Raw genomic sequence first — 26,215 nt, forward strand, 5'->3', positions numbered from 1 at the left:
GCCGCCGAGAAGGGCCGCCGGGAGGCCGAGGCGGCGGCCGCGCGGGCGCGGGCGCTGCCGGAGCGGGCCGCGGAGGTCCGTCGCGGCGCCGCCTCCGTCCGCACCCGCCGCGAGGCGCTGGGCACCCGGCACGAGCGCCTGGCGCCGGTGATGAGCGAGCTGCGCCGCCGCTACCCGCTGACCGCGTGGTCCGACGTCGAGCGCGCACCGCAGCGGGCCGCCGAGGCGCTCGCCGAGGGCGACCGGGCGCTGGAGGCGCTGGAGGGTGCGCTCGGCGCGCCGGTCCTCGACGTGACCGTCGCCGCCGCGCTGCTGGCCCGGGTGCGGGCGGCCGCCGGCCGGGTCGACGACGAGGTGCGCGCCGCGACCGGGCGGCTGCAGCGGCTCGACGCCGTCGCCGCCGACCCCGGGTCGCTGCTCGGCGAGGTGCAGCGCGCCGTCGTCGACGCCCGCCGGTTCCTCGGCGGGCTGCCCGAGGAGCGGGCCCGCCGCTTCCGCCGCACGTTCGAGGACCTCGCCCGGCGGCTGCCGCCGCTGGAGGAGGCGGCCCGGGGCCGCCGCCCGGACTGGGGTGCGGTGCTGCGCGAGGCGCAGTCGATCGAGGACGGCCTGGACCGGCTGGTGCGGACCGCGCGGGCGGACTAGCCCGCGCGGTCGAGCAGCCAGCGGACGATCTCCTCGCCCGCGGCGGCGCCGCTGGCCGCGGTCACCGCGACTCGCGCGCCGGTCCAGCCCTGCTCGTGCAGCTCTCCGTGCGCGGGGCGGACGGCGGCGTCGGCGGCGAGCAGCATCGGCGCGTCGAGCAGGCTGTCGCCGGCGCACAGCAGCCGCGGCGCGGGCCCGCCCCCCGCCAGCAGCCGGCGCAGCCGGAGCAGCCCGGCGGCCTTGGACAGCCCGGCGGGGACGACGTACACCTTGCGGCCCTGCACCGACAGCGTCGCCCCGGCGGCGGCGACGGCCGCGCCGGTCCCGTCGAGCCAGTCCTGCGGGATCGCCTCGCGGGCGTGCGCGACCAGATAGCAGAACAGCCCCTCGGCGGCGCGCACGGTGCGCACCCACGGTTGCCCGGCCACCGCCTCGAGCAGGCCGAGCAGCTCCGGCAGCGGCGCGGCCTGCGCGGCGGTCGCCGCCGCCCAGTCGTCCCACCCCGGGTCGCGGACGCCGTCGGCGAGCAGCACCCCGCCGTTGGCGCACAGCGCGTACCGCGGGACGACGGGCAGCCGCACCCGCCCGTACTGCGCCACGGTGCGGGTGGTGACCGGGACCAGCAGCGCCCGCCCGGCCAGCTCGGCGAGCAGCCGCCACGACGCCGGCGTCGCGTGCGACAGCGGGGCGCCGTCGAGGTGCTCGACGACCTCCAGCCCCTCGGTCGTCCCCGCCGCGGCCGCCGAGTAGATGAGCGTGCGGTCGAGGTCGACGGCGGCCAGCGTCGCCGTGAGGACCGCGGTCACCGGCCCACCGGCCGGATCAGGCCGACGCAGGAGTACGGCAGGTCCGGCACCTCGACCAGCGGCACGCCGCGGGCCCGGGCCAGCGCGGCGACGTGCCGCAGGTCCTCGGCGCGGTCGGGGCGGACCAGCACCTGCCAGGGCACCCGGCGCAGCAGCACCCGCGTCGTCTCCCCCACCCCGGGCTTGACCAGGTTGACGTCGGCGATGCCGTGCTCGGCGGCGATCCGCTCCACCGCCGCCCACCCGGCCCAGGTCGGCCGGCGGTCGGCCGCGGGGACGTCGTCGGCCGGCGGCCGCGCCGGGAACGCGGCCGCGACGGTGTCGACGAACAGCGCGGAGACGTCGGCGCCGGCGAGCTCGGCGTAGTACTTCGCGCCGTGGAACATGCCGGGGCCGATGAGGTCGTCGCGCAGCACCGTCCGCGACACCAGCCCGGACACCGTGCTGTTGAGGCAGGCGCTCGGGATGAGGAAGTCGTCGCGGGTGCCGTACAGCTCGGTGCACAGGCCCGGGTCGGCGAGGACGGCGAGCCGGTCGTCGAGGGCGGCGTCCTCCGGGTGCGCGGCCCGCCAGCCGGCGACGGCCTCGGTGAGCTGCCGCTGGATCGCGCCCTTGCCGGTCCAGCCGTCGACGAAGCGCACCGCCGACGCCGGGTGCCGGGCGAGCACGTGCGCCGTCGCGACCTGGTCGATGCCGCGGCCGCGGATGATCGAGACGGTGTAGTGCGGCACCGCGACGCCGCGGGAGGCGAGGAACCAGCGGCGCAGCAGCACGCCGATCGGCGTCCCGGCGCGGGCCAGCGACACCAGCACCGGCGTCTGCCCGTGCGCGGCGGCGGCGTCCCAGACCAGCTCGCCGACCCGGGCGACGGCGTCGGCGAGCCGCCCGGCCGACTGCTCCAGCGCGGCGGTGAACAGCGCCAGGTAGTCGTCGTCGGGCTGGTACTCGACCGGCAGCATCTCCGAGTAGTGGGTGCCCGACTGGATCGCCTCCTCGCGGTCCTCGGTGCCGCGCTCCAGCGCGACCGAGGACAGGTCGGTGAGCAGCCAGGTCACCTCCTCGGGCGCGTAGGAGCCGAACCGGCCGGGGACGGCGGGCGCGAGGCCCGGCTGCACGGCGGTCACGGGGCCGGCTCCGCGAGCGGCACCGTCACCAGGTGCACGGCGCGGGTGGCGAACGGGCGCAGCGCCTGCACCATCGGCGCGCAGTCCTCCGCCGGGGCGTCCACGACCACGACCACGTCGTCGGCGCGCTGGTCGGCCCAGCGGCCGTCCGCGGGGACGGCGGCGGGGTCGGCCAGGTTGTGCACGCGGGAGACGCGGGCGGGCTCGTCGGGCGCGGGGAAGGACAGGCTGCGGCGCAGGGCGTAGCCGGGGTCGTCGGCGGCGTGCACGGGGCTCCGGGTGGTCGACTGGGTGGTGACGGGGACGCCGGGCAGCCGCCCGGCCAGGCGTGCCGCGACCACGGTGGGCGCGTGCATGAGCTCCTCGGTGCCCAGCACCAGCACCCCGCGGCTGCCGGCCAGCTCCGGCGCGAGCGCGGCCGCGACGGCGGCGGCCGCGGCGGCGAGCCGGGCGCTGCCGGCGGGGGTCAGGCCGTGGCGGGCGGTGGTCGGGACGCCGGCCGGCCACAGGCCGGCGTGCGTCCGGACGGCGCCGGGCGCACCGGCCGGGACCAGCGGCCGGCCGCGCAGGGCGGTGAGGTCGGCGAGCACCCGGTCGAGGACGTCGGCGGCGAGGGCGAGCTCCGTGGTGAGGACGGCGGCGACGTCGACCCGCACCCCCAGGGCCTGCGCGCGCCCGGCGAACGCGGCGCGGGCGGCCGGGGTGCGCGCGTCGAGCAGCGTGGCGACGACGTAGTGCTCGCGCGGCCAGCGGGCGTGCAGCTCGGCGACGGTGTTGAGCGCGGTGCGGCCGGAGGTGAGCTCGTCGTCGACCAGCACCAGCGGGCCGGGCGCGTCCAGCGTCACCGGCCCGGCCGGCTGCAGGGCGTGCGCGACCGCGTGCGAGTGCTCCTCCTCGAACGCGGCGGCCACCGGCACGCCCGGGTGCACGCGGCGGGTGGTGTGCAGGTAGGCCGCGCCGAGCCGGTCGGCGGCGGCGTGGCCGAGGCCGGTCGCCGTCTCGCAGTAGCCGATGACCAGGCCGGGTGCCTCGCCGTCCAGGACCGCGGCGACGGCGTCGCCCACCGCGGCCCCGGCACCGAGGACGGCGGCCGGTGCGACCGGCACGTGCTTGCCGAGCACGCGGGAGACGACCAGGTGCGCCCGGCGCGGGTTGTCCCGCAGCGCCAGGCCGCACAGGTCCGCGAAGCGGGCGGGGTCGGCGGCGGTGACGTCGAGCAGGCGGGAGACGGTGCCGTCGAGGCCGACGGCACCGGGGAGGGTCGCGGTCACGCGCGCTGCGCCTCCCCGCCGGCGAACACCTCGGCCAGCCGCCGCTGCCCCGCGGACAGCAGGTCGACCAGCGCGGCCTCGTCGGCGACGACGCCGTAGACCGCGGCGCGGCGGCTGATCAGCTCCGCCCACAGCGCGTGCGGGCCGATCTCGTTCATCCGCCCGTTCCCGGACACCGCGATGCCGCCCTGCCCGCGGGCCATGAGGATCTCGAGGGCGTCGTCGTACTCCGAGCGGGAGACGGTGAGCAGCGCGTTGACCACCGAGACGTGCGCCGGGTGGATGACGGTCTTGCCCAGCACGCCGTTGGCCTTGTCGAGGGTGACCTCGCGGATCAGCCCGTCGAGGTCGCCGGCGATCATCCGCTGCCGCAGACCGCCCTCGTGCTGGTCGCTGAACGGCGTCTGGCGCAGCTGCGGCTTGAACAGCCGGGGGCCCGGGATGTGCTCCCAGACCGCGCCGGTGACCACGTGCTCGCCGCCGCGGGTGAAGGTGTTGACCACGTCGGCCAGGCAGTCCCGGACGACGGCGACGTCCCAGATCGTGGTGTCGCGGTCGCGGCGCAGGCCGAACAGCCCGGACAGGTCGGTGCCACCCACCCGCAGGCACAGCACGGACTCGCGGTGCGCCTCGACCACCGCGGCCAGCGCGCCGAGCGCCTCGGCGCGGGTCTCCCGCCAGGCGAGGTCGGGCGTCTCCAGGATCGGCATGCCGTACAGCGGCTGCCCCAGCACGGCGGCGACCTCCTCGACCGCCGCGAGCATCGGCGCGAGCGTGGCGCCGGTGGCCTTGGGCAGGCTGAACCCGGTCAGCCGCGCCAGCGCCGGCCCGGCGGCGCGGGCCACCGAGCGGATCTGCTCGGGCGTGCGCACCCGCACGAACAGCAGCGGCAGCGCCGGCTGCTCCCCCTCGGCGGCGCGCCGGTCGACCCGCTGCAGCGCGGCGACGACGTTGGCCTCGGCGTCGGGGACGGCCGCGTGCGGGATGGCGTCCTCGAGGCACCAGACCATGCTCGTGGCGCCGACCGCGGCCGCGCGGGCGGCGTCGGCGTCCAGCGCCGGCCGCGTGCCCGGGCTGTAGAGCGTGGCGCCCAGGGCCAGCGCGAGCATGCCGCGCGGCGTCGCCGGGCCGACCTCGCCCGGGGGGACGGCGAACAGCTGCTCGCGCTCGCCGTCGGTCAGGTGGGAGAAGTGACGCACGGTCGGTCCCTCCTGCTGGGCGGTCACCGGAGCAGGCCCTGGGCGCGCGCCCGGCGCAGCCAGTCGGGGTACTCAGTCATGAGCCGGTCGAACAGCGCGTCGTCGCTGATCGGCCGCCGGCCCATGAGGTCGCCCTCGCTGACCGCGAAGAAGTCGGCGTTGTCGGTGTAGCGGCCCTCGAGGTCGTCCAGGCGCTGCAGGTAGCTGAACTGCCGCTCCGGGCCGATGCCCATGAACTGCCAGAACACCGGCTCGAAGGACGCCGCCTTGAGCTGCTTGGTCGCGACCGACTTGTCGCTGGGCGCGCCGTCGGTCAGGAACATGACGTAGACCGGCACCTGCGCCGGCTGCGGCTCCACCCGGTCGCGGCTGTCGCCGAAGTAGGCCTTGCGCACGGCGGCCATCGCCGCGCCGTAGCGGGTGTCGTACTCCAGCCGGTACTGCCGGGTGAGGTCGGCGATGTACTGCTGGTGGCCCTCCAGGCGCAGGCCCGGGGGCTGGTGCACGTCCTTGCCGAACAGGAAGACGTCGACGACGCCGTCGTCGTCGAAGCGCAGGCCGAGGGCGAGGACCCGCTCGGCCAGCCGCTGCACGGCGCCGGTGCGGTAGAGCTCGGCCATCGAGCCGGAGATGTCGAGGACCAGCGCGACCCGGGCGGTGTGCTCGCCGAGGCCGCGCTTCTCCAGGCTGACGCCGGCGGTCTTGACCAGCGAGAGCATCTGCGGGGCCGAGGACGACAGCTTCTTCTCGAGGTCGACCAGCCGCTTCTTCTCCATGCTGACCGGAGGAGCGGCCGGCGGCGGGGCCGCGGCGGGCGCTGCAGGGGCGGCGGCCGCGGGGGCGGGCTCGTCGTCGACGCTCACGCCGACGTCGGTGGCCATCCCGGCCAGGCCGGTGGTGAAGCCCTGCCCGACGGCGCGCACCTTCCACTCCGCGCCGCGGCGGTAGACCTCGGCGAACACCAGTGCGGTCTCGGGGCCGGCGGCGAGCTCGCAGCGGATCGCGGGCGCCGGGGCGCCGTCGGCGGCCACCTCGACGGCGAGCCCGGACAACCCGCCGAAGGTGCCCGCGCCGTCGAGGGAGGCGCCGATGACGACCTTCTCGACGTCGGCGGGCAGCGCGGCCGGGTCGATGCGGACCTGGTCGACGGTGGCGCCGCCGCGGGCGGTCTTGCCGAGGTGGCGCACCGCGCCGCCGGCGCCGCTGGGCTGGTTGTAGAAGACGAAGTCGTCGTCGCTGCGGACCCGGCCCGCCGCGGTGGTGAGGAACGCCGACAGGTCGGCGTCGACGCCGGGGGCCGGCGTCCAGGTGAGCGTGACGACGACGGGGCCGGTCAGGCCGGCCTGGGCCAGCCCGACGTTGCCGCCCCGGGTGAGGACGTGGACCACTCCGGTGCCGCTCAGACGGACCCGGCGGCGGCGGTCACGGGGCGGGTGCGGTCGGGCATGACGACGGGGACCTCCGGCTTCTCGGGGGCTGGTGCTTCTCGGGGGCGGGTACGGGCAGGGCGGGACCCCGGCGGGCGGGGTCCCCGCACCGCCGGGGGTGCCGGGCCCGGACGGGCGTCCGGGCCCGGCGGGGATCAGCCGACGTTGACGCCGAAGTCCTGGGCGATGCCGCGCAGGCCGGAGGCGTAGCCCTGGCCGACGGCGCGGAACTTCCAGTCGGCGCCGTTGCGGTAGAGCTCGCCGAAGACCATGGCGGTCTCGACCGAGGCGTCCTCGGTGAGGTCGTAGCGGGCGATCTCCTGGCCGTTGGCCTGGTTGACCACGCGGATGAACGCGTTGCGGACCGCACCGAAGTTCTGCTTGCGGTTGTCGGCGTCGTAGATGGACACCGGGAAGACGATCTTGTCGCAGGTCGGCGGCACGCCGGCCAGGTTCACCTGGATGACCTCGTCGTCGCCCTCGCCCTGGCCGGTGAGGTTGTCACCGACGTGGACGACCGAGCCGTCCGGGCTGCGGAGGTTGTTGAAGAAGACGAAGCCCGAGTCGTCGGGGGTGACCTTGCCGTTGGCGTCGAGCATGATCGCCGACGCGTCGAGGTCGAAGTCGCCCCCGGAGAACGTGTTGACGTCCCAGCCGAGGCCGACGTTCACCGCGGTCAGGCCCGGCGCCTCCTTGGTCAGCGAGACGTTCCCGCCCTTGGAGAGGCTGACACCCATCAGTTGGACTCCCATGTCACCGTCGGGGAGCGCAGCGGCGGTCGCCGCTGCACCGGACACCGGATGGACCGGCGCCGCCGGGGGACGCGGGCGGTGTGCCCGGCGCGTCCCCCGGCACCGCTGCGCGGGGTGCCGGTCGGGCACCCAGCGGAGCGGACGTGTCCTGGATCGTGCCGCACGATCACCGGGAGCAACAGGCACACCGGCGTCGTCGGCCTGCCGTCCTCCCGGTGGTCACCCGCGCGTCACCCGGAGCGGCCGTCCGTGCGCTGCGCCGGCGCCGCGGCGGGGCGCTCACCCGGCTCGTGCTGCACCGTCGGCACGCCGGTCTCCCCGGCGACCGCGGCGGCTCCCCGCCCGGCCTCGGCGTGCGGCACGGCCTCGCGGGCGTCGCGGCGGCTGCGGGCCAGGCTCGCGACCGTGGTGACCAGCAGGGTGACGACGATGACCGACAGCGACAGCCAGGTCGGGATCTCCGGGATGGCCGTGACGTGCTCGCCGCCGTTGATGAACGGCAGCTCGTTCTCGTGCAGCGCGTGGATCAGCAGCTTGATCCCGATGAAGCCGAGGATGACCGCCAGGCCGTAGTGCAGGTACACCAGCCGGTCGAGCAGGCCGTCGATGAGGAAGAACAGCTGCCGCAGGCCCAGCAGCGAGAAGGCGTTGGCGGTGAAGACGAGGAAGGTCTCCTCGGTCAGCCCGAAGATCGCCGGGATCGAGTCGACGGCGAAGAGGATGTCGGCACTGCCGATGGCGACCAGCGCGATGGCCAGCGGGGTGATGTGGCGCTTGCCGTCCAGCCGGGTGGTCATCCGGTCGCCGTGGTAGTCCGACGTCGTCGGGATCACCCGGCGGACCAGCCGCAGGAAGCCGTTCTCCTTGAACTCCTCGTCCTCGTCCCCGCCGGCCCGCGCCTGGGCGACGGCGGTGTAGATGAGGAACGCGCCGAACAGGTAGAAGACCCAGCTGAAGTTCTCGATCGCCGCGGCGCCGAGGAAGATGAAGACGGTCCGCAGGACCAGGGCGAACGCGATGCCGAACAGCAGCACCTTCTGCTGCAGCTCCCGGGGCACCGCGAAACTGGCCATGATCAGGACGAAGACGAAGAGGTTGTCGACCGACAGGCTCTTCTCGGTGATGTAGCCGGCGAAGTACTCCCCGCCGTACGTCCCGCCGGCGAAGACCCACACGCCGATGCCGAACAGCACCGCGATGGCGACGTAGACCGCCGACCAGGTCGCCGCCTCCTTCAACGACGGGGCGTGCGGCGTCCGCACGTGGCCGACGAAGTCGAAGACGATCATGGCCACGATCGCGGCGATCGTGATCGCCCAGACGAAGAAGGGGACGTCCAAAGTGGTTACCTCCGGTCCACTGGCAACAGTCAGCACCGGAGGTCTCTCCCACCGGCCGCGACGGCGGCCGGCCGGTGGCGCCGGGGTACGCGTACCCGTGCTGACGACGCCACCGCGGGCGGGATACTCCCCTCCACGGCTCCGCGGGCACGGCGCAGCGCACCCGGCGGAGTCACAGGGCAGAACGGACGAGGGGCGCCCGGGGTTCCCGGACGCCCCTCTCCCCGTCGACCGGGGTCAGCTCACCCCCGCGCCGGCCGCCGCTGGCTAGGCGTGGGCGGCGTCGAACTGGCGCAGCTCCTTCTTGAGCTCGGCGAGCTCGTCGCGCAGCCGGGCGGCCACCTCGAACTGCAGCTCCCGGGCGGCGGCCAGCATCTGCTCGTTCATCTGCGTGATGAGGTCGGCCAGCTCGGCGCGCGGCAGACCCTGGACGTCGATCGCGCCGGCCTTGGACCGGCCCTTCGACGACAGCCCCGGCACCGGCGCCTTCCCCCGCGACTGCTGCCGGCCCGACCCGCCGATCAGCTCGGTGGCGGCCTCGGCGTCCTCGGACTCGCGGTAGATGCCGTCGAGGATGTCGACGATCTTCTTGCGCAGCGGCTGGGGGTCGATGCCGTTGGCGGTGTTGTAGGCGATCTGCTTCTCGCGGCGCCGGTTGGTCTCGTCGATCGCCTGCGCCATCGACGGGGTGACCTTGTCGGCGTACATGTGCACCTCGCCGGACACGTTGCGCGCCGCGCGGCCGATGGTCTGGATCAGCGAGGTGGTCGACCGGAGGAAGCCCTCCTTGTCGGCGTCGAGGATCGCCACCAGCGACACCTCGGGCAGGTCGAGGCCCTCGCGCAGCAGGTTGATGCCGACCAGCACGTCGTACTCGCCCTGCCGCAGCTCGCGCAGCAGCTCCACCCGGCGCAGCGTGTCGACCTCCGAGTGCAGGTAGCGGACCTTGATGCCGAGCTCGAGCAGGTAGTCGGTGAGGTCCTCGGCCATCTTCTTGGTGAGCGTGGTGACCAGGACGCGCTCGTCCTTCTCGGTGCGCTCGCGGATCTCGCCGACCAGGTCGTCGATCTGGCCCTTGGTCGGCTTGACCACGACCTCCGGGTCGACCAGGCCGGTGGGGCGGATGACCTGCTCGACGAACTCGCCGCCGGTGCGGCCGAGCTCGTAGGGGCCCGGGGTGGCCGACAGGTAGACCGTCTGCCCGATCCGGTCGGTGAACTCCTCCCACTTCAGCGGGCGGTTGTCCATCGCCGAGGGCAGCCGGAAGCCGTGCTCGACCAGCGTGCGCTTGCGGCTCATGTCGCCCTCGTACATGCCGCCGATCTGCGGCACGGTCACGTGCGACTCGTCGATCACGAGCAGGAAGTCGTCGGGGAAGTAGTCGATGAGGCAGGCACCCGCGCTGCCCGGCGCCCGCCCGTCGATGTGCCGGCTGTAGTTCTCGATGCCGGAGCAGAAGCCGACCTGGCGGATCATCTCGATGTCGTAGGTGGTGCGCATGCGCAGCCGCTGCGCCTCCAGCAGCTTGCCCTGCTTCTCCAGCTCGGCCAGCCGCTCCTCGAGCTCGGCCTCGATGGTGCGGATCGCCCGCTCCATCCGCTCCGGGCCGGCGACGTAGTGGCTGGCCGGGAAGACGAACAGCTCCTGGACCTCGCGCACGACCTCGCCGGTGAGCGGGTGCAGGTAGTACAGCCGCTCCACCTCGTCGCCGAACATCTCGATCCGGACCGCGAGCTCCTCGTACACCGGGAAGACCTCGATCGTGTCGCCGCGCACGCGGAAGGTGCCGCGGGTGAACGCGAGGTCGTTGCGGGTGTACTGCTCGGTGACCAGCGTGCGCAGCAGGTCGTCGCGGTCGCGCTCCTCCCCCACCCGGATGCGCAGCGCCCGGTCGACGTACTCCTCCGGGGTGCCCAGGCCGTAGATGCACGAGACGGTGGAGACCACGACCACGTCCCGCCGGGTGAGCAGGCTGTTGGTCGCCGAGTGCCGCAGCCGCTCGACCTCCTCGTTGACCGAGGAGTCCTTCTCGATGTAGGTGTCGGTCTGCGGGACGTAGGCCTCGGGCTGGTAGTAGTCGTAGTACGACACGAAGTACTCGACGGCGTTGTCCGGCAGCAGCTCGCGGAACTCGTTGGCCAGCTGCGCGGCGAGGGTCTTGTTCGGCGCCATCACCAGGGTGGGCCGCTGGACCTGCTCGATCAGCCACGCCGTGGTGGCCGACTTCCCGGTGCCGGTGGCGCCGAGGAGCACGGTGTCCGTCTCGCCGGAGTTGACCCGCTCCGCGAGGGCCTTGATCGCCGCCGGCTGGTCGCCCGAGGGCTGGAACTCGCTGACGACGCGGAAACGCCCCTGGGTGGGCCGGATGTCGGAGGTCGCGCGCACGGGGACGACGGTACGACCGCCCGGTGACAGGACGCCGCGAGTGACGGGTGGTGATCACGGGACCGACGGGGCGTGTCGCTTGCGGACGCGTCGCCCTCGTGCTCGTGCTCGGCCCCCGGACCCGCTAGCGTGCCCTCCTGCAGGCGCGGTGCCGCGCCGGGGACCAGTGCCACCCGGGATGCCCGGACGAGGTCGGACCCCGGCGCCCCGCGCCTCGGTACCTGGTGTGCCCGGCCCCGCGCCGGGGCGCCGGACCCGCACACGACGCCCTCCGCGGCCTCCGCCGCGGAGGGCGTCGTCGTCCCCGGGCCCCCTGCCGGGCCGCCGCCGTGATGTCCGCCGCGTCAGGTGTGGAGCCGCCCGGTTGGGGCTAAGGAGCCCGCGGGCACCCGTGTGCCCCGACCCCCCTCCGACGGCCGCGGCGGGGGGCCACCGCGCCCTGGACCACCGAGGGCGCCCGCGCAGGAGGAAACACGTCGATGACCCAGGTGTGGCCTGGAAACGCCTACCCGCTGGGTGCCACGTACGACGGCACCGGGACCAACTTCGCCCTGTTCAGCGAGGTCGCCGAGAAGGTCGAGCTGTGCCTGTTCGACGAGCAGGGCAACGAGGAGCGCATCCGGCTCCCGGAGATGGACGGCTACGTCTGGCACGCGTTCCTGCCCGGCATCCAGCCCGGGCAGCGCTACGGCTACCGCGTGCACGGCCCGTACGACCCGGAGAACGGGCAGCGCTGCAACCCGAACAAGCTGCTGCTCGACCCCTACGCCAAGGCGATCGACGGCGCGATCGACTGGGACGAGGCCTGCTTCGGCTACCGGTTCGGCAGCGGCGAGCGCAACGACGACGACTCGGCGCCGCACATGCCGAAGTCCGTCGTCATCAACCCGTACTTCGACTGGGGCGTCGACCGCCCGCCGAAGACCCCCTACAACAAGACGGTCATCTACGAGGCCCACGTCAAGGGCCTGACCATGACCCACCCGCGGATCCCCGACGAGCTGCGCGGGACCTACGCCGGCATCGCCCACCCGGCGGTGATCGAGCACCTCCAGTCGCTGGGCATCACCGCGATCGAGCTCATGCCGGTGCACCAGTTCGTGCAGGACGACACGCTGCTGCAGAAGGGCCTGCGCAACTACTGGGGCTACAACACGATCGGCTTCTTCGCGCCGCACAACGAGTACGCCCAGGCCACCGACGGCCAGCAGGTGCAGGAGTTCAAGGGCATGGTCCGGACCCTGCACGAGGCGGGCATCGAGGTGATCCTCGACGTCGTCTACAACCACACGGCCGAGGGCAACCACAACGGCCCGACGCTGTCGTTCAAGGGCATCGACAACCGGGCCTACTACCGGCTGGTCGAGGGCGACGAGCAGTACTACATGGACACCACGGGCACCGGGAACTCGCTCAACGTCCGGCACCCGCAGTCGCTGCAGCTGATCATGGACTCGCTGCGGTACTGGGTCACCGAGATGCACGTCGACGGGTTCCGGTTCGACCTCGCCTCCACGCTGGCCCGCCAGTTCCACGAGGTGGACCGGCTGTCGGCGTTCTTCGACCTGGTGCACCAGGACCCGGTGGTCAGCCAGGTGAAGCTCATCGCCGAGCCCTGGGACGTCGGCGACGGCGGCTACCAGGTGGGCAACTTCCCGGCGCTGTGGACCGAGTGGAACGGGAAGTACCGCGACACCGTCCGCGACTTCTGGCGCGGCGAGGACGCCACCATCGGCGAGTTCGCCAGCCGCATCTCCGGCTCGGCCGACCTCTACAAGCACTCCGGGCGCCGGCCGGTGGCGAGCATCAACTTCGTCACCGCGCACGACGGGTTCACCCTCAACGACCTCGTCTCCTACAACGAGAAGCACAACGAGGCCAACGGCGAGGACAACAACGACGGCGAGAGCCACAACCGCAGCTGGAACTGCGGCGTCGAGGGGCCGACCGACGACCCCGAGGTGCTCGAGCTGCGCGCCCGGCAGCGGCGCAACTTCATCGCCTCGCTGATGCTCAGCCAGGGCGTGCCGATGCTGCTGCACGGCGACGAGCTCGGCCGCACGCAGCAGGGCAACAACAACGGCTACTGCCAGGACTCCGAGCTGACCTGGATCGACTGGGAGTCGGTCGACGAGGGGCTGCTGGAGTTCACCAAGCTGGTCACCCGGCTGCGCACCGAGCACCCGACCTTCCGCCGCCGCCGGTTCTTCCACGGCCGCCCGGTGCGCCGCGAGGAGGGCGACCCGGTGCAGGACGTCGCCTGGTTCACCCCGTCCGGCGAGCTGATGAGCGACGAGGACTGGGACGCGGGCTTCGCCAAGTCGCTGGCCATGTACCTCAACGGCCACGGCATCCGGGAGACCGACGAGCGCGGCGAGGACGTCCTCGACGACTGCTTCTACCTGGCGTTCAACGCCCACCACGAGCCGATCGACTTCACCGTGCCGCCGTCGGAGTACGCCGAGGGCTGGACGGTCGTCGTCGACACCGCGGAGCTGGGCGAGGTCGAGCCGGTGCAGGTGAAGGCCGGCGACGTCGTCACCGTCGCCGCCCGCGCCACCGTCGTGCTGCAGGCGGCCCCGTGAGCCAGGCCGACGACCTCGAGCGCCGGCGGGCCACCCCCGCGGCGACCTACCGGTTGCAGGTGACCGCCGAGTTCACCCTCGACGACGCCGCGGCCGTGGCCGGCTACCTCGCCGACCTGGGTGTCACGCACGCCTACTCCTCCCCGCTGCTGCGCTCGGCCGCGGGCAGCACGCACGGCTACGACACCGTCGACCACGCGCACGTCGACGAGCCGCGGGGCGGGCAGGAGGGCTTCGACCGGTTCGTCGCCGCGCTGCACGAGCACGGGCTGGGCCTGGTGCTCGACCTGGTGCCCAACCACATGGGCGTGGCCGACCCGGCCGAGGCGCCGTGGTGGTGGGACGTGCTGCAGCACGGGCGCGACAGCGCGCACGCGTCGGCGTTCGACGTCGACTGGGACTTCGGCGGCGGGCGCATCCGCATCCCGGTGCTGGGGTCGGCCGACGACGTCGAGAAGCTCGAGGTCGTCGACGGCGAGCTCCGCTACTACGACAACCGCTTCCCGATCGCGCCCGGCACCGGCGAGGGCACCCCGCAGGAGGTGCACGACCGGCAGCACTACGAGCTGGTCGACTGGCGGCGGGCGGACGCCGACCTCAACTACCGGCGCTTCTTCGCGATCAACACCCTCGCCGGGCTGCGCGTGGAGGACCCGGAGGTCTTCCGGGCCACCCACGAGCTGGTGCTGCGGCTGGTGACCGACGGCGCCGTCGACGGGCTGCGCATCGACCACCCCGACGGCCTGGCCGACCCCAAGGAGTACCTGGACCGGCTGGCCGAGGCGTCGGGCGGCCGGTGGACGGTGGTCGAGAAGATCCTCGAGCCCGGTGAGGACCTGCCGGAGAGCTGGCGGGCGGCCGGCACCACCGGCTACGACGCGCTGGCCGAGGTCGGCGACGTCCTGGTCGACCCGGCCGGCGAGGCGGCGCTGACCGCGCTGGACACCGAGCTGTCCGGCCGGGCGGTCGACTACGGGCAGCTGGTGCACGACTGCAAGCGCGAGGTGACCGACGGGATCCTCGGCTCGGAGGTCGCCCGGCTGGTGCGCGTCATCGGCGAGCTGCCGGGCGTCGACGTGGAGACGGAGAAGGAGGCGCTGGCCGAGCTGCTGGCCTCCTTCTCCGTCTACCGCACCTACCTGCCCGACGGCCGCGAGCACCTCGACGCCGCCGTGGGCGACGTCCGCGACCGCCGTCCCGACCTGGTCGCCGCGGTCGACACGCTGCACCCGGTCCTGGCGCAGGCCGGCACCGAGGCGGCCACCCGGTTCGAGCAGACCAGCGGCCCGGTGATGGCCAAGGGCGTCGAGGACAGCGCCTACTACCGGTGGGCGCGGTTCGTGGTGCTCAACGAGGTCGGCGGCGACCCGGCGCGCTTCGGCAGCACCCCGGAGGAGTTCCACGAGGCGCAGGCGCGGCGGCTGGAGCGCAAGCCGGAGTCGATGACGACGCTCACCACGCACGACACCAAGCGCAGCGAGGACACCCGGGCGCGCCTGGCCGTCCTCGCCGAGGTGCCGACGGAGTGGGCGGACCTGGTCCGCGGCTGGCTGTCCCGCCACCCGCTGCCCGACCGGCCGCTGGCGCACCTGGTGTGGCAGAACCTGGTCGGCGCGTGGCCGCTGTCCCGCGAGCGGGCGCACGCCTACGCGGAGAAGGCGGCCCGGGAGGCCGGGCAGTCGACGACGTGGACCGACGTCGACGAGGCGTTCGAGGCGCAGCTGCACGCGATGGTCGACGCCGCCTACGACGACGAGGCCACGAACCGCGAGATCGAGGCCTTCGTCGCGCGGATCGGCCCGGCGGGCCGGTCCAACGGGCTGGCGCAGAAGCTGCTGCAGCTGACGATGCCCGGCGTCCCGGACGTCTACCAGGGCACCGAGCTGTGGGACCACTCGCTCGTCGACCCCGACAACCGCCGCCCGGTCGACTACGACGAGCGGCGCGCGCTGCTGGCCCGGCTCGACGGCGGGGAGGTGCCGGAGGTCGACGACACCGGCGCGGCCAAGCTGCTCGTCGTCTCGCGGGCGCTGCGGCTGCGGCGGGACTCCCCGGAGCTGTTCACCGGCTACACCCCCGTGGCGGCCACCGGGTCCGCCGCGCAGCACGTCGTCGCCTTCGACCGTGGGTCCGGGGAGCAGGGCGGCGCGGTGACCGTGGCGACCCGGCTGCCGGTGGCGCTGGCCGCCACCGGCTGGGGCGACACCGCGCTGACGCTGCCGACCGGTGCGTGGCGCGACGTGCTCACCGGCACGCGGGTCGTCTCCGACGCCGGCGGAGCGCCCGTCGGCGAGCTGCTGGCCCGGCTGCCGGTGGCCCTGCTCGTCCGGAACTGAGACGGAGGTCACGGCGGCGCCTGCCGGCGCCGCCGTGACCTGCGGCCCCTGCCGGCGATCTCGTGCGCGCCGCCCGGCACGGGCCGGGCGACACGCCGTGACGGGTGGTGCCGGTGTGCCGTCTCGTGATGCTCCCGTTACCTTTGCGACCGCACGCGGGCCAACCGACTGCCGCGTGCCGGAGCCGGTCCGCCGAACCCCGTCCGCCGGGCTCCGTTCCTCGAGCACAGCCAGGACGGGGGTGGGGGACCCACTTCGGCGCCTGCACCGCGGTCACGGGGGGACCGGACGCAGCGCCTCGGGGTGAAGCCGCACGCCGTGCGGCCGGGGCACCGATCGCTCCGAACCCGACAGCTCACCTCGCAGGCGGCGGATCGGAGATCCCCCATGCGCACGTCCACGTCCCTGCTCCGCCGTGCCCTCGTGACGACCGGCGTGGCCGCGGCCGCGATCGGCGTCACCGCCGGCCCGGCCTCGGCCGCCGCTCCCAACGACTGGGACGCCGTCGCCCAGTGCGAGTCCAGCGGCAACTGGAGCATCAACACCGGCAACGGCTACTACGGCGGCCTGCAGTTCAGCCAGTCCACCTGGGCGGCCTTCGGCGGCACCGAGTACGCCGCGCGCGCCGACCTGGCCACCAAGGCACAGCAGATCGCCGTCGCCGAGCGCACGCTCGACGTCCAGGGCCCGGGCGCCTGGCCCACCTGCGGCAAGGGCCTGGACCCGGGCGCCCCGGAGGCCGGCTCGCCGGCCGCTGAGCCCGCCGCCGCGCCCGCGCCGGCCGAGCCGGACACGGCCGCCCGGGCCGGGGAGTCCGCCGCCGGGGCGTCCGGCGGCTCGTACACCGTGCGGTCCGGCGACACGCTGGGCACGATCGCCCGGGACCAGGGCGTCGAGGGCGGCTGGAAGGCCCTCTGGTCGGCCAACAGCGGCACCGTCAGCGACCCGGACGTCATCCACGTCGGGCAGGTCCTGCAGCTGCCGTGACCCGGGGCGGCAGCCGGGGGACCCGCTCCCCCGGCTGCCGCTCGCGGTTGACCGCGCCCGCAGCGGGCAAGAGGGACCGGTCAGCCGCACTACCGCTGGGAGGCCCCCGCATGTCCGCACCCGTCGAGTTCGCCGTCTGGGCGCCCGTGCCCGAGCGTGTGCGCCTGCAGGTCGACGGCACGGTGCACGACATGCGCCGCGACGACGACGGCTGGTGGCGGGCCGAGGTCGAGGCCGGCCCGGAGTCCGACTACGGCTACCTGCTCGGCGACGACGACACGCCGCGCCCCGACCCGCGCTCGCGTCGCCAGCCCGACGGCGTGCACGGCCTGTCCCGCCGGTTCGACCCGTCGGCGTACGCCTGGGGCGACACCGCCTGGACCGGGCGCCCGCTCGCCGGCGGCGTCGTCTACGAGCTGCACGTCGGCACGTTCACGCCCGAGGGCACCCTCGACTCGGCCATCGACCGGCTGGGCCACCTCGCCGACCTCGGCGTCGACTTCGTCGAGCTGCTGCCGGTCAACGGCTTCGACGGCACGCACAACTGGGGCTACGACGGCGTCCTCTGGTACACGGTGCAGGAGAGCTACGGCGGCCCCGCGGCCTACCAGCGGTTCGTCGACGCCTGCCACCAGCGCGGGATCGGCGTCATCCAGGACGTCGTCTACAACCACCTGGGCCCGTCGGGGAACTACCTGCCCCTGTTCATGCCGATCTTCTCGGAGGGCGGCGCGAACACCTGGGGCGAGTCGGTCAACCTGTCCGGGCCGGACTCCGACGAGGTCCGCCGCTACATCCTCGACAACGCCCTGATGTGGCTGCGCGACATGCACGTCGACGGGCTGCGGCTGGACGCCGTCCACGCGCTGGTCGACGAGCGCGCCACGCACGTGCTCGAGGAGATGGCGCAGGAGGTCGACCGGCTCTCGGTCGCCGTCGGCCGGCCGCTGACGCTCATCGCCGAGAGCGACCTGAACGACCCCCGGGTGGTCACCCCCCGGGTGGCCGGCGGCACCGGCATCCACGCCCAGTGGAGCGACGACTTCCACCACGCGCTGCACGCGACGCTCACCGGGGAGGGGCAGGGCTACTACGGCGACTTCGCCGAGGCCGGGCTCGCCGGGCTGGCCAAGACCCTCACCGGCGCGTTCTTCCACGACGGCACGTGGTCCAGCTTCCGCCGCCGCTCGCACGGCCGGCCGGTGGACACCGCGCGGCTGCCGGGCTGGAAGTTCCTCGGCTACCTGCAGGACCACGACCAGATCGGCAACCGCGCCATCGGCGACCGCGTCTCGGCGACGCTGTCCCCCGGCCTGCTCGCCGTCGGCGCGACCCTGGTGCTGACCGGCCCGTTCACGCCGATGCTGTTCATGGGCGAGGAGTGGGGGGCCTCGACGCCGTGGCAGTTCTTCACCAGCCACACCGACCCCGACATCGGCCGCGCGACGGCCGAGGGCCGCAAGAACGAGTTCGCCGAGCACGGCTGGGACGCCGACGAGGTGCCCGACCCGCAGGACCCGGAGACCTTCCGCCGCTCGAAGCTGGACTGGTCCGAGCCCTCGCGCGAGCCGCACGCACGGCTGCTGGAGGTGCACCGGACGCTGCTGGCGCTGCGCCGGCAGCACCCGGACCTGGTCGACCCGGACCTGTCGGCGGTCGAGGTCGGCTGGGACGACGACGACCGCGTGCTCGTGCTGCACCGCGGCGCGCTGCGGGTGGTGGCCAACCTGTCCGGGCAGCCGCAGCAGGTGGAGCTGGACCGGCCGGCCACCGGGGTGCTGTTCGCGACCGCCGACGAGCCGTCCGTGGACGGTGCGACGGTGACGGTCCCGGCCGAGAGCGCGGCCGTCGTCACCACCTGATGCGCCGGCTGCTCCCCTCCCCCAGCGGGGCGGACCTGACCGACGACGACCTGGCCGACGCCTACGCCCTGCTGCCGGGGCGCTCGTTCCGCGTCGACTTCGTCGCCTCGCTGGACGGCGCGGTCACCGTGGACGGCGTGAGCGCCGGGCTCGGCTCGCCCGGCGACCGGCGGGTGTTCTCGACGTTGCGCGCGCTGGCCGACGTCGTCCTGGTCGGGCACGGGACGGCGGCCGGCGAGGGCTACCGCCCGGTGGCGGCGGGCTCGCCGGTCGGGCGGCGGCGCGCCGCGCTCGGCCGGCCGCCGGAGCTGCCGATCGCGGTGGTGTCGCGCCGGGCCTCGCTCGCGCCCGGGGACCGGCTGGCCCGGCCCCCGACGCTGCTGGTGACGTGCGCCGCGGCCGACGCCGGCCGACGGGCCGCGCTGGCCGACGCCGGGGTGGACGTGCTGGTGTGCGGGGACGCCGACGTGGACCTGCCGCTCGCGGTCGACCGGCTCGCCGGGCGCGGGTTCGAGCAGGTGCTGTGCGAGGGCGGGCCGGCGCTGCTGTCGGCGGCGCTGGACGCCGGCGTCGTCGACGAGCTGGACCTCACCGTCTCCCCCGCGCTGGTCGGCGGCCAGGCGCGGCTGCTGGACCGGGCGCTGCGCGACGTCGTCCGCCCGCGGCTGGTGCAGGTGCTCGAGGAGGACGGCGTCCTGTTCACCCGCTACGCGGTCGGCTCCTGAACGCCGCGAGGGCGGCCCGGGGACTCCCGGACCGCCCTCGCGGTGGAACGCGTGTCAGACCGCGGGCACGGTGGCCTGCTGGGTCTTCTGCACGAGGGAGAAGTCGATGCGGTACTCGGCGGTGTCCCCCTGGACGACGTTGCCGGCGGTGGGGGGCAGCGTGACCTGGACCAGGACGCACGCCTTCGCACCGGCGGCCACCTCGGTCACCACGGCCGGGTCGGCGACCCAGGAGTCGATGGAGCGGCTCGGCGCGATCGGGGTGCCGGTGGTGGCGGCCTTGCAGGCCTCGGCGGTGCCGGCAGCGTTGTACAGCAGGGTGGCCTGGGCCAGGCTGGTGAACTCGCCACCGGTGGTGGTCCCGCAGGAGCCATCGACCTGCCGCTCCGGCTCGGTGCAGTCGTTCTCGGCGTTCTGCTGAACGACCGCGTCGGCCGACAGCATGCCGGGCAGGGACCCCGTGTTGGCGATCCAGAAGGCCTGGGTCGTGGACTGCCCCGGGTTGAGGGCGAGCGGCTTCGGCGCGGTCTGCGTGGGGGCGGCGTCGAGGACGAGGTCCAGCGTGCCGGCACCGGCGGCCGACGTCGCCTGCTCGCTGTCCTGGAAGGCGGCGAAGGTGCCGCCGGCGCCGAAGGCGACGAGCGCGGCCCCGCCCATGGCGGCAGCGGCGAGGGCGATCTTCTTCATGGTGGTTCGGTCTCCCTGTCGGTGTCCCCGTCGATCGACGGTCGTCCGGCCGGCTCACGGTCCGGCGGTCGACAACGAGGTTCCGGCCAGGCCCCGGCGGGGGGCATCGTCAGTTCTGACGATGCGCGGCCGCGGCGACTCGTCCGTCACACCGGACCCGTCCGGCGCACGTCCCCCTCGGCCCCCTGTCGTCCGTCGTCCGACGTGGTCCCCCGTGGTCTCCTGCCCGGGCTGACGACCACGGGGGGACCTGTGAGCACTGGGAACAGCGGCATCGTCGCCGCGGGGGCGCACCGCACGCGCCGGGTCCTGACCGCCGGACGGGCGACCGCGCTCGCCGCGGCCGCCGGCGCACTCGTCCTGCTGCGGCCCGAGGCCCGGCACACGGCGCTGGTGGTGCTCGGCGCGCTCGCGCTGTGCGCGGCCGGTGGCTGCTTCCTGCTCCGGTGGCGGGTCACCGGCACGTCCGACAGCGGCCGGGTGGGCACCGGCCTTGCCCTGCTGGGCCTGCGGGTCCCCGCCGTGGTGGTGGTGGAGGACCTGCTCGTCGACGGGGGCCTGCTGGCGCCCGCCGTCCTCGCCCCCCTCATGAGTCTCGCGGTCGTGCTGGCGGCGGCCGGCGTGACCCTGCGGGCCTTCGCCGACGGCCGGCGGGCGCGGCGGACCACCGCAGTCGCGACCGTGGTGGGGCTGGCCGGCGCGGTCGTGGTGACCGTGGTCCCCGACGGGCGGGTGCCGGGCCTGCTCGGGAGCGCTGCCGCGGCCGCCGCGCTGTGGACGGCGGTCTGTGTCGCGGCCTGGCGGCGGCGGGCGGTCGCGGCGGGTGTCTCGGCGCGCACCCTCACCGGAGTGGCCGCGGTCGTCGCCGTGCTCACGCCGGTCCAGGTCGTGCCCGCACTCGCACCGGGCCTGGCCGGCATCGCCACCGTCACCGGTGACCTCGGGCTGGTCGCGGTCGGGCTGCTCTGCGCCGGGACCGCCCTGGTCCGGCTCACCGACGCGCTGGCCGGGCAGGAGCGCTACGTGGCCGGGCTCGTCGGGCAGCTGGCCGGCCACGAGCACCAGCTGCAGCAGGCTCGCGCGTGCCTGCACGACGCCCGGGCAGCGGTGGCCGGTGTCCGCGCCGGCAACTCCGCCGCCCGGTACGCGACGGGAGCCGACCGGGCCGACCTCGAGGAGTCGGTCGCCGTCGAACTGCGCCGGCTGGAGCGGATGCTGCGGCTGCCCGACCGGACACCCACCGTCCGTCCCGTCGAGGTCGACGCCGTGCTCCGCGCGCTCGTCGTGGCCCACCGCGAGCGCGGCCTGCGGGTCAGCTGGGCGCCGTCAGGGTGCGCCCCGGTGGCCGCCGACGGCGATGCCCTGGCCGTCATCGTGGGCAACCTGCTGGGCAACGCCCTCGAACACGCGCCTGGCGCCCTGTGCCGGGTCACGGTCTCGCGCACCGGCACCGAGCTCCGGGTGGTCGTCGACGACGACGGTCCCGGCCTGGACGCCGCCCAGCGGGCCGGGGTCTTCGAGGCCGGCACCCGGCGTGCGGGCAGCCCCGGCGAGGGGCTGGGTCTCACCATCTCCCGTGACCTGGCCCGCCGGCACGGCGGCGACCTCGTCCTGGCAGACGGCCCCGCCGGTGCACGGTTCGAGGTCACCCTGCCGGCCACGTCGCTCCCCGTCCCGGTGGCGCGGCTGGTGCCCGCCCCGCGGTCGGGGGCCGAGCCGCTGCCCACGGGTGCCCGGTGACCGGCGTCCCGGAGGGCCCGGTCCTCCTCGTCGACGACCACGCGCTGTTCGCTGCGGCGGTCCGCGTGGGCCTGCGCGCCGCCGGCATCCCCGCGGAACGGGTGCACCCGACGACGGCGGCAGCTGTCGTGGCGGCGTGCGCGGCGGCCGCACCGGCGACCGTGCTGCTCGACCTCCGCCTGGGCACCGATCCCGACGGTCTCCCGATCGACGGCCTCGACCTCGTCGCACCGGTCACCGCGGGCGGGTGCCGGGTCGTCGTCGTGACCGGGGAGGTGGGTGACGCGACCTGGGGCGCGGCGCTCGAGCGGGGGGCGGTGACCGTCGTCGCCAAGGACACCGACCTCGACGACCTCGTCGCGGTCGTCACCGCGGTGCGGGCCGGTGAGCGGGTGCTCGGCGAGGGCCGCCGGCAGGACCTGCTGGCCGCCGCCCGGCGGGCGCGGGCGGAGGAGACGGCCAGGCTGGCCCCGTTCCGCAGCCTCACGCCACGGGAGGACGAGGTGCTGCGCGCCCTGGCCGCCGGGACGCCCGCGGCCGCGATCGCGACGGCGGCGCACGTGAGCGAGGCGACGGTGCGGACCCAGATCCGCGCGGTGCTGGCGAAGTTGGCGGTGTCCTCGCAGTTGCAGGCCGTCGCGCTGGCCCGCCGCGCGGGCTGGCTGGACGCGCCGCTGTCCTCCCGCTGAGGCCCGGCGCGACGCCCGCCGCCCGGGCGTCCGGTCAGTCCCTGCCGTTCCTGCCGCCGTTCCCGCCGCCGGGGCTGCCGTCGTTCCCGTTCGCGTTCCCGGACAGCTGACCGGGGGGCAGCACCACGTGGACGTCCAGCCGCCGCTCGTCGCTGAACCCGGCGGGGTCCTGCACGAGCGTGAGCACCAACCCGTCCGGCCAGGTGACCTGGCGCAGGCCCGGCGGCGGCGTCCCGGTCCCGGCCACGGACACGGACAGCTCCGCGGTGGGGTGCTCCGGGCCGAGGTGCGCCACCTCGAGCGGGTCGCCGGCGAGGCGGCAGACGTCCCTGGACCGGGTGCCCTCGGGCCCGGTGACGGTGAGCCGGGCGGGCAGGTCCGCGCAGTCCCCGGCAGTGGGCGCGAGCGACACCTGGAGGACCGCCGGGACCCCGCCGGTCACGGTCGCCCGCACCTCCTGTGGCGTCCGCTGCGGACCGAGCTGGAGGAGGGCGGGCGCTTCCACGTCGAGGCGCAGGGAGGCCGCACCGGCCGTGGCGACCGCCTCCTCGCTGTCACTGAGGACCGCGAACGTGCCACTGGCGCCGAGGACCACGGTCCCGGCCAGCACGCCCCCGAGCAGCCACGGTGTCCGCCGCCTCACGCGCTCCGCTCCCGTCGTCTCCGCCGCAGTCCGAGCAGCAGCCACCAGCCCAGCGCGACGGCCGTGAGGAACCCCCCACCCCACACCAGCGCGGTGCCGACGACCGACGACCCGGCGGCCTGGGTCTGCACCTGCGTCCCGTTCTCGTCGAGCGACACCGAGGCGTCCACCCGGCCGACGACCTCACCGGCCGTCTCCTCGTCCGCGGCGCCCGCGGCCCGCTCGGCTGCGGTTCCATCGGCTGTGACCCCACCGGCCGCGACTCCACCGACTGCTGCGCCGGCGGTCCCGCCGTTGCCGCGGGCACCGATGCCGTTGGGCGACCCGTTGCCGTTGGCCGACCCGTTGCCGTTGGCCGACCCGTTGCCGTTGGCCGACCCGTTGCCGTTGCCGTTGCCGTTGCCGTTGCCGCGGGCGCCGTTGCCGTTGGGCGACCCGTTGCCCGCAGCGCTGGAGCCGGCCGCCCCGTTGCCGTTGGTCGAGCCGTCGGGACTGCCGCTCGGAGTCCCGCCGCCGACGGGGACCTCGAGCCCCTCGGCGACGATCGCGAAGTCGAACGCGAGGGTGTCGGACTGAGCCCGGTCGTCCAGCGCGTCCTCGCGAAAGGCCATCACCAGGCGCAGGCACTCGACCCCGTCGACGGCGAAGCGGCTCGATCCCCGCCCCGTCAGCGCCAGCGGGACCGGCGAGGTCCCGGGCGCGACCGCGCAGTCGCCGTCGTCGAGGCGTCCGGGCGCGACCGTCACGTCGAGGAAGCCCGCCAGGTCACCCTCCGCCTCGGTGCAGGTCGTGTCACCGGCGCCGACCTCGGGATCGAGGCAGTCGTTCTCGCGCTGGCGCAGGCCGGTGACCGAGACGTCGAGCCGGTCGGCGGCCTCCGCCCACGCCGGATCGAGCCGGAGGACCGTGGTCGTGCTGCCACCGGGTGCCAGGAGGCCGTCGGCCGTGGCGGGCGCGACCGGCAGCAACAGGCATCCCAGCGCCGAGGCGGCGACGAGGACGGCAGGGCGGCAGCGCACGGAGGGAGGCTCTCGTCATCGACGGGCCCGCACATCGTCGAAATCGATGATGCCGGCCGCCCCAGGGACTGCCGAGGATGGCAGCGTGCCGACCCCTGCCCCCGCATCGCCGACCGCGGCCCGTGCTCCGGTGGTGCGCCGGCTGCGGCAGGCGGTGGCGTGGGTCCTCGGGCTGGTGCTGCTCGCCGGGACAGGGTCGGCGCTGGCGGTGGCCGTCTACCCGGTGGTGACCGGCGGCCAGGCGCTGGCGGTGCTCACCGGCTCGATGCGGCCCGGGCTCCCGGTCGGGGCCATGGTCTTCACCCGTCCCGTCGACCCCGCGGACCTGGCGGTCGGCGACGTGGTGACCTTCCAGCGCACCCCCGACGCCCCTGAGCTGGTCACGCACCGGGTCGTCGCGGTCGACGACCAGGGCGGGACGCCGGTCCTCGTCACCCAGGGCGACGCCAACGACGCGCCGGACCTCGACCCCGTGCCCGCCGACGCGGTGCGCGGGGAACTGTGGTTCAGCGTGCCCGGACTGGGACGTGCGGCCGCGGTCCTGCACTCCCCCAAGGGGGTCGGCCTGCTCGTCGTGCTCGTCTGCGGCGTCCTGGCCGCCGCTCCCGGCCGACCCTCGGCCGAGGACACCGTCGCTCCCTCGCCGGGCGCGGGAGAGGTCGACGCGGACTCCGCGCGGACAGTCGTCATGGCACCCGTGGACGTGGCGCTCCTCGACGACCCCACGATGGCCGGCTGGGCCGCGGCGCACCCCTCGTTGCCGCTGCCCGTGCGGCCGGTCCGGCTGGCCGGACCGCCCGCACCTCCTCTCCCCCGCGCCTGATCACCCCGCACCGGCGTCCCCGCCGCCACCCGTCCGGTCGACGGTGGTCTGCCGGTGCGGGAGGCCGCTGGTTGACTGACCTGCATGGACCTGCCCGTGCTCCCGCCGGTCAAGCCGATGCTGGCCAAGGCCACGACGAAGCTCCCGACCGGGGACGGGCTGTTCTACGAGCCCAAGTGGGACGGCTTCCGCTGCATCGTCTTCCGCGACGGTGACGAGGTGGAGCTCGGCAGCCGCAACGAGCGCCCGCTGACCCGCTACTTCCCCGAGGTCGTGGCCGCGGTCAAGGAGGCCCTGCCCGAGCGCTGCGTCATCGACGGCGAGATCGTCGTGCCGCAGGGCGACCGGCTGCACTTCGAGTCGCTGCTGCAGCGCATCCACCCCGCCAAGTCGCGGGTGGACCTGCTCGCCGAGCAGACGCCGGCGCACTTCGTCGCCTTCGACCTGCTGGCCCTCGGGGACGAGTCGCTGATGGAGACGCCGTTCGCGCAGCGCCGGCAGCGGCTGCGCGAGGTGCTGGACCGCCGGCACGAGCGGGTGCACGTCACCGCGGTCACCCGGGACGCGGCGATCGCGCAGCGCTGGTTCGACGAGTTCGAGGGCGCGGGCCTCGACGGCGTCGTCGCCAAGGACGCCGACCTGCCCTACGGCCCCGACCAGCGGCTGATGACCAAGGTCAAGCACGTGCGCACCGCCGACTGCGTGGTCGCCGGGTTCCGCTGGCACAAGAGCGGGCCGGTCGTGGGCTCGCTGCTGCTCGGCCTCTACGACGACGGCGGGCTGCAGCACGTCGGCGTCGCGGCGTCGTTCCCCATGGCGCGGCGGGCCGAGCTGGTCGAGGAGCTGGCGCCCTACCGGGCCCAGGCACTCGACGGGCACCCGTGGCAGGACTGGGCGAACGCCGAGGTCCAGGAGAACGGCGAGCACCGGATGCCCGGCGCGCAGAGCCGGTGGAACGCGAAGAAGGACCTGTCCTGGGTGCCGCTGCGGCCCGAGCTCGTCGTCGAGATCAAGTACGACCAGCTCGAGGGACGGCGACTGCGGCACACCGGGCAGTTCCTCCGCTGGCGGCCCGACCGTGAACCGCGCAGCTGCACCTACGACCAGCTCGAGGTCCCGGTCCGCTACGACCTGGCCGAGGTGTTCAACGGGTGACCGGCACCTGCGGGG

At 75.0% G+C, this 26,215-nt stretch carries 21 protein-coding genes and 1 riboswitch; of the genes, 10 read left to right on the plus strand and 11 right to left on the minus strand.

The genetic code is table 11. The features are described 5' to 3' along the window. The coding region (locus ACFO3M_RS20830; RefSeq protein WP_387993511.1) for a hypothetical protein at positions 1–645 on the plus strand (645 nt) is incomplete at its 5' end. On the opposite strand, the gene ACFO3M_RS20835 is transcribed toward ACFO3M_RS20830, so the two are convergent. The 8 genes from ACFO3M_RS20835 to uvrB form a co-directional block, all read right to left on the minus strand. Further along, on the minus strand, positions 642–1,451 hold the full coding sequence (locus tag ACFO3M_RS20835; protein WP_387993514.1) for an HAD family hydrolase: 810 nt from the start codon (positions 1,449–1,451) through the stop codon (positions 642–644). The genes ACFO3M_RS20830 and ACFO3M_RS20835 overlap by 4 nt on opposite strands. Then, the gene (locus ACFO3M_RS20840; protein ID WP_387993517.1) at positions 1,448–2,575 is read right to left on the minus strand and encodes a cysteine protease StiP family protein; all 1,128 of its coding nucleotides are present in this window, start codon (positions 2,573–2,575) and stop codon (positions 1,448–1,450) included. The genes ACFO3M_RS20835 and ACFO3M_RS20840 overlap by 4 nt, the downstream gene beginning before the upstream one ends. Next, complete coding sequence (locus ACFO3M_RS20845; RefSeq protein ID WP_387993520.1) at positions 2,572–3,846, minus strand: phosphoribosyltransferase domain-containing protein; 1,275 nt, start codon at positions 3,844–3,846, stop codon at positions 2,572–2,574. Before ACFO3M_RS20845 ends, ACFO3M_RS20840 begins: the two co-directional genes overlap by 4 nt. Next, positions 3,843–5,045 carry an HpcH/HpaI aldolase/citrate lyase family protein gene (locus ACFO3M_RS20850; RefSeq protein ID WP_387993523.1) on the minus strand — a complete coding sequence of 401 codons (1,203 nt, stop codon included), beginning with the start codon at positions 5,043–5,045 and terminating at the stop codon, positions 3,843–3,845. Before ACFO3M_RS20850 ends, ACFO3M_RS20845 begins: the two co-directional genes overlap by 4 nt. 23 nt (positions 5,046–5,068) lie before the next feature. After that, positions 5,069–6,433 (minus strand): VWA domain-containing protein, encoded by a 1,365-nt coding sequence (locus tag ACFO3M_RS20855; protein ID WP_387993526.1) that lies wholly within the window; start codon positions 6,431–6,433, stop codon positions 5,069–5,071. A 194-nt stretch (positions 6,434–6,627) separates the two neighbouring features. Continuing rightward, the gene (locus ACFO3M_RS20860) at positions 6,628–7,224 is read right to left on the minus strand and encodes a TerD family protein (protein WP_456903571.1); all 597 of its coding nucleotides are present in this window, start codon (positions 7,222–7,224) and stop codon (positions 6,628–6,630) included. A 230-nt stretch (positions 7,225–7,454) separates the two neighbouring features. Beyond that, a complete protein-coding gene (locus ACFO3M_RS20865; protein ID WP_387993529.1) occupies positions 7,455–8,564 on the minus strand; it encodes a TerC family protein in 1,110 nt (369 codons plus the stop codon). A 267-nt stretch (positions 8,565–8,831) separates the two neighbouring features. Further along, complete coding sequence (uvrB, locus tag ACFO3M_RS20870) at positions 8,832–10,949, minus strand: excinuclease ABC subunit UvrB (protein ID WP_387993532.1); 2,118 nt, start codon at positions 10,947–10,949, stop codon at positions 8,832–8,834. Between the two features lie 479 nt (positions 10,950–11,428). On the opposite strand from uvrB, the gene glgX reads away from it, so the two are divergent. From glgX to ACFO3M_RS20895, 5 genes are all read left to right on the plus strand, one after another. After that, positions 11,429–13,534, plus strand: a complete 2,106-nt coding sequence (gene glgX, locus ACFO3M_RS20875) for a glycogen debranching protein GlgX (RefSeq protein WP_387993534.1) — start codon at positions 11,429–11,431, stop codon at positions 13,532–13,534. Beyond that, positions 13,531–15,870, plus strand: coding sequence for a malto-oligosyltrehalose synthase (gene treY / locus ACFO3M_RS20880; protein WP_387993537.1), 2,340 nt, complete (start codon positions 13,531–13,533; stop codon positions 15,868–15,870). The genes glgX and treY overlap by 4 nt, the downstream gene beginning before the upstream one ends. Positions 15,871–16,119: 249 nt before the next feature. Then, positions 16,120–16,254, plus strand: a riboswitch (cyclic di-AMP (ydaO/yuaA leader). 3 nt (positions 16,255–16,257) lie between these two features. Further along, the gene (locus tag ACFO3M_RS20885) at positions 16,258–16,857 is read left to right on the plus strand and encodes a transglycosylase family protein (RefSeq protein ID WP_387993540.1); all 600 of its coding nucleotides are present in this window, start codon (positions 16,258–16,260) and stop codon (positions 16,855–16,857) included. Between the two features lie 110 nt (positions 16,858–16,967). Continuing rightward, positions 16,968–18,719 (plus strand): malto-oligosyltrehalose trehalohydrolase, encoded by a 1,752-nt coding sequence (gene treZ / locus ACFO3M_RS20890; RefSeq protein WP_387993542.1) that lies wholly within the window; start codon positions 16,968–16,970, stop codon positions 18,717–18,719. After that, on the plus strand, positions 18,719–19,444 hold the full coding sequence (locus tag ACFO3M_RS20895; RefSeq protein ID WP_387993545.1) for a dihydrofolate reductase family protein: 726 nt from the start codon (positions 18,719–18,721) through the stop codon (positions 19,442–19,444). Before treZ ends, ACFO3M_RS20895 begins: the two co-directional genes overlap by 1 nt. A gap of 54 nt (positions 19,445–19,498) precedes the next feature. On the opposite strand, the gene ACFO3M_RS20900 is transcribed toward ACFO3M_RS20895, so the two are convergent. Further along, a complete protein-coding gene (locus ACFO3M_RS20900) occupies positions 19,499–20,131 on the minus strand; it encodes a TasA family protein (RefSeq protein ID WP_387993548.1) in 633 nt (210 codons plus the stop codon). A 252-nt stretch (positions 20,132–20,383) separates the two neighbouring features. On the opposite strand from ACFO3M_RS20900, the gene ACFO3M_RS20905 reads away from it, so the two are divergent. Then, entirely contained in the window at positions 20,384–21,871 is a 1,488-nt protein-coding gene (locus tag ACFO3M_RS20905) for a sensor histidine kinase (RefSeq protein ID WP_387993551.1), read from the plus strand. After that, the gene (locus ACFO3M_RS20910; RefSeq protein WP_387993553.1) at positions 21,868–22,560 is read left to right on the plus strand and encodes a LuxR C-terminal-related transcriptional regulator; all 693 of its coding nucleotides are present in this window, start codon (positions 21,868–21,870) and stop codon (positions 22,558–22,560) included. The genes ACFO3M_RS20905 and ACFO3M_RS20910 overlap by 4 nt, the downstream gene beginning before the upstream one ends. 34 nt (positions 22,561–22,594) lie before the next feature. Here the strand turns inward: ACFO3M_RS20910 and ACFO3M_RS20915 are convergent, their stop codons facing one another. After that, positions 22,595–23,203 carry a hypothetical protein gene (locus tag ACFO3M_RS20915; RefSeq protein WP_387993556.1) on the minus strand — a complete coding sequence of 203 codons (609 nt, stop codon included), beginning with the start codon at positions 23,201–23,203 and terminating at the stop codon, positions 22,595–22,597. Next, positions 23,200–24,222, minus strand: coding sequence for a hypothetical protein (locus ACFO3M_RS20920; protein ID WP_387993559.1), 1,023 nt, complete (start codon positions 24,220–24,222; stop codon positions 23,200–23,202). The genes ACFO3M_RS20915 and ACFO3M_RS20920 overlap by 4 nt, the downstream gene beginning before the upstream one ends. A gap of 85 nt (positions 24,223–24,307) precedes the next feature. On the opposite strand from ACFO3M_RS20920, the gene ACFO3M_RS20925 reads away from it, so the two are divergent. Next, on the plus strand, positions 24,308–25,045 hold the full coding sequence (locus ACFO3M_RS20925) for a signal peptidase I (protein WP_387993562.1): 738 nt from the start codon (positions 24,308–24,310) through the stop codon (positions 25,043–25,045). An 84-nt stretch (positions 25,046–25,129) separates the two neighbouring features. Further along, entirely contained in the window at positions 25,130–26,200 is a 1,071-nt protein-coding gene (locus ACFO3M_RS20930) for an ATP-dependent DNA ligase (RefSeq protein ID WP_387993565.1), read from the plus strand. Positions 26,201–26,215 lie beyond the last annotated feature (15 nt).

This window comes from Geodermatophilus arenarius, from assembly GCF_042654585.1.
GTDB classification, from domain to species: domain Bacteria; phylum Actinomycetota; class Actinomycetes; order Mycobacteriales; family Geodermatophilaceae; genus Geodermatophilus; species Geodermatophilus arenarius.